General features: G+C 54.5%; 5 protein-coding genes and 1 pseudogene. 5 read left to right on the plus strand and 1 reads right to left on the minus strand.

Features of this window, described 5'->3' with window-relative positions; all coding sequences use genetic code 11:
- The first annotated feature begins 149 nt into the window (after positions 1–149).
- Both AMM33_RS21060 and AMM33_RS22245 read left to right on the plus strand, forming a co-directional pair.
- A complete protein-coding gene (locus AMM33_RS21060; protein WP_228768291.1) occupies positions 150–1,412 on the plus strand; it encodes a cytidine deaminase-like fold-containing protein in 1,263 nt (420 codons plus the stop codon).
- Positions 1,409–1,822 (plus strand): DUF6911 family protein, encoded by a 414-nt coding sequence (locus AMM33_RS22245; RefSeq protein WP_194945647.1) that lies wholly within the window; start codon positions 1,409–1,411, stop codon positions 1,820–1,822. The genes AMM33_RS21060 and AMM33_RS22245 overlap by 4 nt, the downstream gene beginning before the upstream one ends.
- Positions 1,823–2,100: 278 nt before the next feature.
- On the opposite strand, the gene AMM33_RS21070 is transcribed toward AMM33_RS22245, so the two are convergent.
- Entirely contained in the window at positions 2,101–2,904 is an 804-nt protein-coding gene (locus tag AMM33_RS21070) for an integrase core domain-containing protein (protein ID WP_090143193.1), read from the minus strand.
- A 159-nt stretch (positions 2,905–3,063) separates the two neighbouring features.
- Between AMM33_RS21070 and AMM33_RS21075 the strand changes: the two genes are divergently transcribed.
- From AMM33_RS21075 to AMM33_RS21085, 3 genes and pseudogenes are all read left to right on the plus strand, one after another.
- Positions 3,064–6,438: a DUF637 domain-containing protein gene (locus tag AMM33_RS21075; protein WP_090143194.1), complete on the plus strand. Its 3,375-nt coding sequence runs from the start codon at positions 3,064–3,066 to the stop codon at positions 6,436–6,438.
- A 5-nt stretch (positions 6,439–6,443) separates the two neighbouring features.
- Complete coding sequence (locus AMM33_RS21080; protein WP_090143195.1) at positions 6,444–6,938, plus strand: hypothetical protein; 495 nt, start codon at positions 6,444–6,446, stop codon at positions 6,936–6,938.
- A gap of 197 nt (positions 6,939–7,135) precedes the next feature.
- Positions 7,136–7,364, plus strand: a pseudogene (locus tag AMM33_RS21085) (ISL3 family transposase); the annotation flags it as partial.

The following is a 7,364-nucleotide window of genomic DNA, read 5'->3' on the forward strand; positions in this document are numbered from 1 at the left end:
GGCCTGTGGCCGTGGTGGTGCTGCCTAAGGCGTCGAGCACGCCTGCTGTGGCCATGGCCAGTGCAGTGGTGAGCAGTGCCATCAACGGCAAGCCGCTCAGCGAAGAAACGCTGACCACCGCACTGAGCACAGCGTTCATCACGGCKGGCATGGCGCAGACGGCCAACAGCATTGGTGCGGCAACAACAGGCGATAACCCCGCACTGAACGCCTACACGCAAGCCATGGCGCATGCCCTGGCAGGATGCGTGGGCGGTGCGGCCACTACCGGCAACAGCGGCGGATGCAGCGCAGGCGCAGTGGGTGCGGTGGTGGGTGAGTTGAGTGCCAAGTTTGCGATGGAAAACGGCATGAATGGCGCAGGCGCATTGAAGCTGGCGACCACCATGAGTGCGGCCGCTGGTGCGCTTGTTGGAGGACCTGACAGTGCAGCTGCGGTGAATGTGGCTTCGCAGATGGGGGCGAATGCGGCGCAGAACAATGCCCTAACGGGAAAACAACAACAAGCCAAAGATTTGTTGAAACAGCAAGCGAAAAATCCACAAGACATTGCGAACATTGATGCAGCATTCAAAGAGTTGGATGCGGTACAAACCAAGGCCCTGGTCAGTGCGACGAATGCTAAAGATGCCTACGCATTGGCAACGACAGCTCAAGAAAAACTACAAGCTTACGAGCAGCTCAAGTCTGCGTATTCAGATTTGGGGGACATTGCAAGTGCGCTGACCAAGCAAGGTGATGGCGCAGGTGCGGCGGTGTATGGCAAAGCGGCATTGACCACTTACTTGACACTTCAAGTGGCGGCCAACGAAGCAGGTCAGCAAGCAACGCCATTGACACCAGCGCAAAGGGATCTGGTTACAAAGCAATTCATTGAGTTGGGAGTTGCATTGGATTCCTCAGACTCTGCTGTTGCCAGATCAGCATTACAAAAGTTGAATTCCATGAGCTCGCCCGCTGTGGCGAAGGTTGGGGGGAGTGGGGTAAATGGTGGAGGGGTGGGAGTTGAGCCTATCGTGACGGCAAAAGGCACCGTGAACGGATCTGTATTTGAGGATGTCAACCAGGCTGCGAAAATTGGAGCTACAAACGAACCCACGCTTATTGCTAATCGCGTGGCCGCCAAAACCGAGGCCCAAGGGAAACCGTTTCCAAATGGAACTGTTGCGGACTCGCATGCTGAAATTGGCGTAATTCAACAAGCTTACAACGCCGGGAAAACTCAAGGATCAGGGATGTCCATGACGGTTTCTGGTAAAGATGTTTGTGGATACTGCAAAGGTGATATAGCTGCTGCGGCGGATGCTGCAGGTTTGAAATCTCTGACTGTGCAGGCCGTAGACAATGTGACTGGTTTGCCCAAGACCTATTACTGGCAGCCAGGAATGAAATCAATCAAGGAAAAACCATGAGAAAAGACATTGTTCTTGGCGGGTACCTAATTAATGCTGATGGTGTTCGAGATCAGTTGCCCGCCATGCTGAATCCAAACAATTCAACTACTGAGGACATTATTAAAAGTGTGTCTAGTTCAGGTAAAGGTGTTGTCGTAATGCGGTGCAAGCCACCTCCAGAATGCGGCCCTTACGAATTAGAAATGCACGTAGATTCTGGAAATTTTTTGCTGATGCTGAATGTGAATGATGAGGATGGCGATCACAGTGTGAGAACGCCAACGAACGAAAACATGCCGAATGAACAGATGATCATCTTGGGAGAAAAATACCCTGCCAGGGCGGTTACACGCGATATAGGTTTTGTCTGCACCGTTTTTAATGAGTTTGCTCACCTCGGGGATGTATCCACGGACCTGCTGAGTTAGAAAAGCCGATCAACGGTGTCATGTCCAAGTGTCTGGAACAGTTTTTTTGCTGAATCACAATCTGTCATGTCCGAGTGTCCGCATCACGTTTGGCACTGAATTTCAACCCCTGTTTTTTCAAAGATCAGCCTGTCGGGGCTGGTTTTTGATGGGGTTGTTGCACTTGTTGGTGCTGCGCAGTGCCAGCTCTTTGTGCAAAACCTGACACGCACGCAGGCATTGCCCCTGGCCGATGCGGACAGTGTTGTTGAACAGATTGAAGTCTTGATTTGAGTGGGCTACCTCCTGATCCAGTAGCCACGCATCAACCCCGCCAGGGCTTGCACTGGCGTCACTTCCTTGATCGGTATTTGCCGAATGTCTGTTGGCCTGAGCCCTGCAAAGTGTTCTGCTGGTGTGAGCCCGTGCAGGTTTTGGTGAGGCCTGACGTGGTTGTAGAAAACCCTGAACTCATCGAGCGCGCTTTGAAGTGACCCGGCACTTGGGATGACGAGTTGCCTGAGCAGCGGCTTGAGCGTGCCGAACAAGCGCTCGATCCTGCCGTTTTGCCAGGGCGCGTGTTTCTGGGTGGTTTGGTGCTGAATGCCAACGATCATCAAGAACGAGTTGAACAGCCAACTGTTCAAAACCGCCTCGTTGTCGGTGCGCAGTTTGCGGGGCTTGCCGTGTTGCGCGATGGCCAGGCACAAATGACCGAGCAAGCTCCAACTGCATCGCCAGGTGAGCACTTGCAGGCGCAGCGCCAAGCGTGAACCGTGGTCGATGATGCCAATGGCCGCATGGGTAATGCGTTGCGTGTCGGTGAAGAACGTCATGTCCATGGCCCATGTGTCGTTGACAGTGACAGCGCGGGGCTGGGTGGCGTGAATTTCACGGCGCAACTGGGCAATCTCCAGTTGGTGTGATGCGATGAGATCTGCCACAAAGGTTTTGCCCACGCTCACGCCGGGATGCAATCGGTTGAAGGTATGTGCCACAGCGCGGCAACCAGCGCGGGGCATGTGGGCTTTGAGGCGCAAGACTTCAAGGCGCAGCCAATCGGGTTTGCGACGGGTGTGAATGTCGGCGTGTAACGTTGCCAATCCGCAGGCTTTGGGGCGACGGACGAATACGGCAGAGCGAAGAGGGCGGGAGGGGCGAAACAGACGCCTCAAGAACAGCCATATCTGCCATGCCAAGCTCAAGATTGTGCTGAATATCAAGGCAAAATACGGTAAATATTAGACTTAAATAACTACATTTTGGCACCCGGCCATTTTCTGATCCGCTACCACCGCACCATTGCCCAAGCGGCCCTGTTTGTCTATGTGCTGAACCCCTTGCTGGTGACTGCGCAGGTCATCGTCAATGCAGGTACGGCCAACGATGGCCGACGCACCTTGCTGCTTGCTGCAGGCAACGCCACGCTCCAAAGCGCAGGCGCCATGAACCTGTTGGCCACAGAACAAAAAACCGCAACATCCACCACCCACAACACCAGTGATGTGAAAGCCGGTGGCAACTTGACGCTGCAAAGCACCAACGACCTCACCGCGCAAGGCAGCAAGCTCAGCGCGGGGCAAGACCTCAAGGTGGAATCCACACAAGGCAGCGTGGACCTGAAGGCCCTCAAAAACAGTGAAGACAGCACCACGACCAACCCATCGAGTGAGGGCGGGTTTTTAAGATTTCTGCGCACCCAGCAGAGCACCACGACGCACAAAGAAACCATCGAAGGCGTGCAACTGAGCAGTGGCGGCAACACGCAAATCAAAGCCTTGGGCAACTTGAGTGCACAAAGCCTGCAACTGCGTGCAGGCGGCGATGCCGCACTGGGCGCAGCAGGGGCGGTGGCCATCACCAGCGGCCAAGCCTACAGCAGCACGCAAACGGGCAGCGACGTGCGCCAAAGCCTGCAAACCGAACGCAGCCAGATCGAAGCCGGTGGCAAGGTCACCATTTATGGCGAGCAAGCGGTCAAGTTGAGTGCCACTGACGTGAGTGCAGGCGGCAAAGCCCTGGTGCAGTCCAAAGGCGACATAGAGCTGGGCTACAACACCGACACCGAACAGCACAACTGGACCACCAGCAGCTCCAGCAGCAGCTGGGGCGGGCTCCAAAGCAGCACCACCACGACCAACCACACCACGGTGGACAAAACCGCCGAAGTAAGCAAGGTCAAAGCAGGCCAAGTGCAAGTGCTGGGCAAGAACATCACCAGCTTGGGCGCAGACATCAAGGGTCAAACCCTCGTGCAGGTCGAAGGCGCGGACCAGACCAAGCTGTACGCGGTCAACGAAGAGCACAAGAGCAATGCCGACAGCAGAACCAGCTCCAGCTTCATTGGCATCACCTACAGCAACAGCCAAAGCAGCGACAGCAGCTTAAACACCACGGCGCTGGCCCCCAAGCTGACCTCGCAAGAGGCGATCAAGGTGGGAGTAGGCACGGTGACCGATGTGCGGGGGGCCATCATGACCGCGCCCAAGATTGACATCGTGCGCAGCGAAGGTGCAGACACCAGCAAAGACGGTGAGCTGATTGTGGGCACCAGCACCAACACGACCACGACCAGCCACACCGAGAGCACCACCACGGCAGGGGTGTGGAAGGCTGAAAGTGGCCATGGCAGCACCACAGAGACGGCCAACAACACCGTGATCAACGGCAAGCTGAATATAGGGGCGGGGATCAACACGACGGTGCAGATTCCGGAAGGGAACCTGAAAGACCAGATCGCAGCGCTGAGCCAACAGCCGGGCATGGGCTACCTCAATGACTTGGCGAGCAACCCCAACATCAAGTGGGAGCAGGTCAAGCTGGCGCATGACGAATGGAGCTACAGCCAGCAAGGGCTGACGCCTGCGGGGGCGGCGTTGCTGAGCATTGCCATTGCGGTGTACACAGGTGGCATGGGGGCAGAACTGTTGGGCGGCACAGCTGGCACAGCAGCCACGGCCACCGCGGCAGCCACGCAAGCTACCTTGATGGGCAGCACCGCATTTGGCGCAGCCGCTAATGCAGGCTTTGCGGCATTGGCTGCAAGTGCGGGCGTGAGCTTTGTGAACAACGGCGGCGACATTGGCAAGACGCTCAAAGACATGGGCAGCAGCCAAAACGTGAAGAACGTATTGACCGCCATGGCCACAGCAGGCGTGCTCGACGCCTTAGGCAGCACCACCACGGCCACAGGCCAAACGGGTGCGAACGCACAAGTCATCAGCACAACGCAAGCGGTTGACAAGTTCGCAGCCAACCTCATGCAAAACGTGACCAACAACATGGCCAGTGCAGTGGTGAGCAGTGCCATCAACGGCAAGCCGCTCAGCGAAGAAACGCTGACCACCGCACTGAGCACAGCGTTCATCACGGCGGGCATGGCGCAGACGGCCAACAGCATTGGTGCGGCAACGACAGGCGATAACCCCGCACTGAACGCCTACACGCAAGCCATGGCGCACGCCCTGGCAGGATGCGTGGGCGGTGCGGCCACTACCGGCAACAGCGGCGGCTGCAGTGCAGGTGCCGTGGGGGCTGTGGTGGGGGAGTTGAGTGCAACGTATGCACTTAAACAAGGCATGAGTGATACCGCAACGGTAGATTTTGCAAAAACGATGAGTGCGGTCGCTGGGGCGTTGGTCGGAGGACCGGACAGTGCGGCTGCGGTGAACGTGGCTTCGCAGATGGGTGCGAATGCAGCTGCAAACAATGCGCTGACGGGAAAACAACAACAAGCCAAAGATTTGTTGAAAAAGCAAGCTAGCACCCCCCAAGACATTGCGAACATTGATGCAGCATTCAAAGAGTTGGATGCGGTACAAACCAAGGCCCTGGTCAGTGCGACGAATGCTAAAGATGCCTACGCATTGGCAACGACAGCTCAAGAAAAACTACAAGCTTACGAGCAGCTCAAGTCTGCTTATTCAGATTTGGGGGACATTGCAAGTGCGCTGACCAAGCAAGGTGATGGCGCAGGTGCGGCGGTGTATGGCAAAGCGGCATTGACCACTTACTTGACACTTCAAGTGGCGGCCAACGAAGCAGGTCAGCAAGCAACGCCATTGACACCAGCGCAAAGGGATCTGGTTACAAAGCAATTCATTGAATTGGGCATTGCATTGGATTCCTCAGACTCTGCTGTTGCCAGATCAGCATTACAAAAGTTGAATTCCGCAAGCTCGTCTGCTGTGGCGAAGGTTGTGGATAATGGTGGAGGGAAAGTCGCTGTTGCCGTAGATGATGTTGCGGTGACTGGCAGGCCAACGCCGAGACAGTCAGAAATTGATGTTGGCTTGGACTTGCCGCCCGGTGCACGTCCGCAGGTCAGTTTCAAAAATGGTCAAGAAGTGCCATACGGAACTTCTGGAAGCGTACGACCGGATTACTGTCTTGGTAATGTGTGCAGTGTTGAGGTTAAGAACTACAAGATTGCCACTAACTCGAACGGTCTAATCAACAACGTTTCACAACAAGCGATAGACCGTGCAGCGAACTTACCCCAGGGAATGACGCAAACGGTTGTGATTGATGTTCGTGGACAAGTGGTAAGCGCTGCTCAAGAAGATGCGGTTATCAGGGGCATCGTACAAAAGTCGAATGGTGCGATCAGTCCAACTTCAATTTCATTCAAGCGGTGACCAGCATGAACATTGGATTTTGTGGGGGTAGTGCGCTCTGTGAGCTTGGAACTATCTCAGACGTAAAACTATTTTTTGAATGCGTTGATTTTTTCGTCTCCAAAAAAGACCTTGAAAAAAATTGGGCGCTGTTGTTCGATCGACTCTATTGTCGATACCTTCGCTTTGAAGACTTAGATGAAGCGATGGAGTTGATGATCGAAGTAGAAAGAAAATTTCTTGCGATTCCCAGCTCCGAGGTGAACTGGAAAATGGACTTGATCGGGGATAGGCGTAGGACTTGGCTTGATCCAACTCAATCGAATTTGGGTGAGGTATTTCAAACCTACTTTCAGCACTTTGCGCATTGTGTTGAGTCTGCAAAGCTCTTTGCTAAATCATGGAATATTTATCAACCAGTAAAAATTACGCGAACAGAATTGGCTTGGTTTATGCTGGAGAAATCGCGGTCAGTTGAGGAATATGACTTGCTGGAGGGGGAACCCTTTTGGGCGCGTTGAAGTAGCCAGTGTCGTAATGTCTAAGTACCAGCACGTAATCGCTGGCTGGCTCTTGTTTGCTTACTGCGCCACGCTGTCATGTTGTCATGTTGTTGTCATGTCCGACTGTCCGGAACAGTTTTATTGCTGAATTTGGTTCTCTTGAAATTTGAGTGGGTAAGCTTCTGCCATATTGATCAACTTTTGAGCGTGAATTGATGACTGCCAAGCTGTTTGAATCTGCCCTGGGCATCACTGACCCGTGGTGCGTTGCCTCGGTTGAGTTCGACGAAGGTGCCAAGACCTTGACGATATTGATTGACTTCAAAGTCGGCAGTCGCTTTGCAGTCTCGGGTCACGATGGGCTGCATGGTGTGCACGACACGGTGGCCAAGACGTATCGGCACCTGAACTTCTTTCAACACGAGTGCCATCTGCAAGTTCGCA

Origin of the sequence: Limnohabitans sp. DM1 (assembly GCF_001269385.1) — a bacterium.
In the GTDB taxonomy this organism is placed as follows: domain Bacteria; phylum Pseudomonadota; class Gammaproteobacteria; order Burkholderiales; family Burkholderiaceae_C; genus Limnohabitans_A.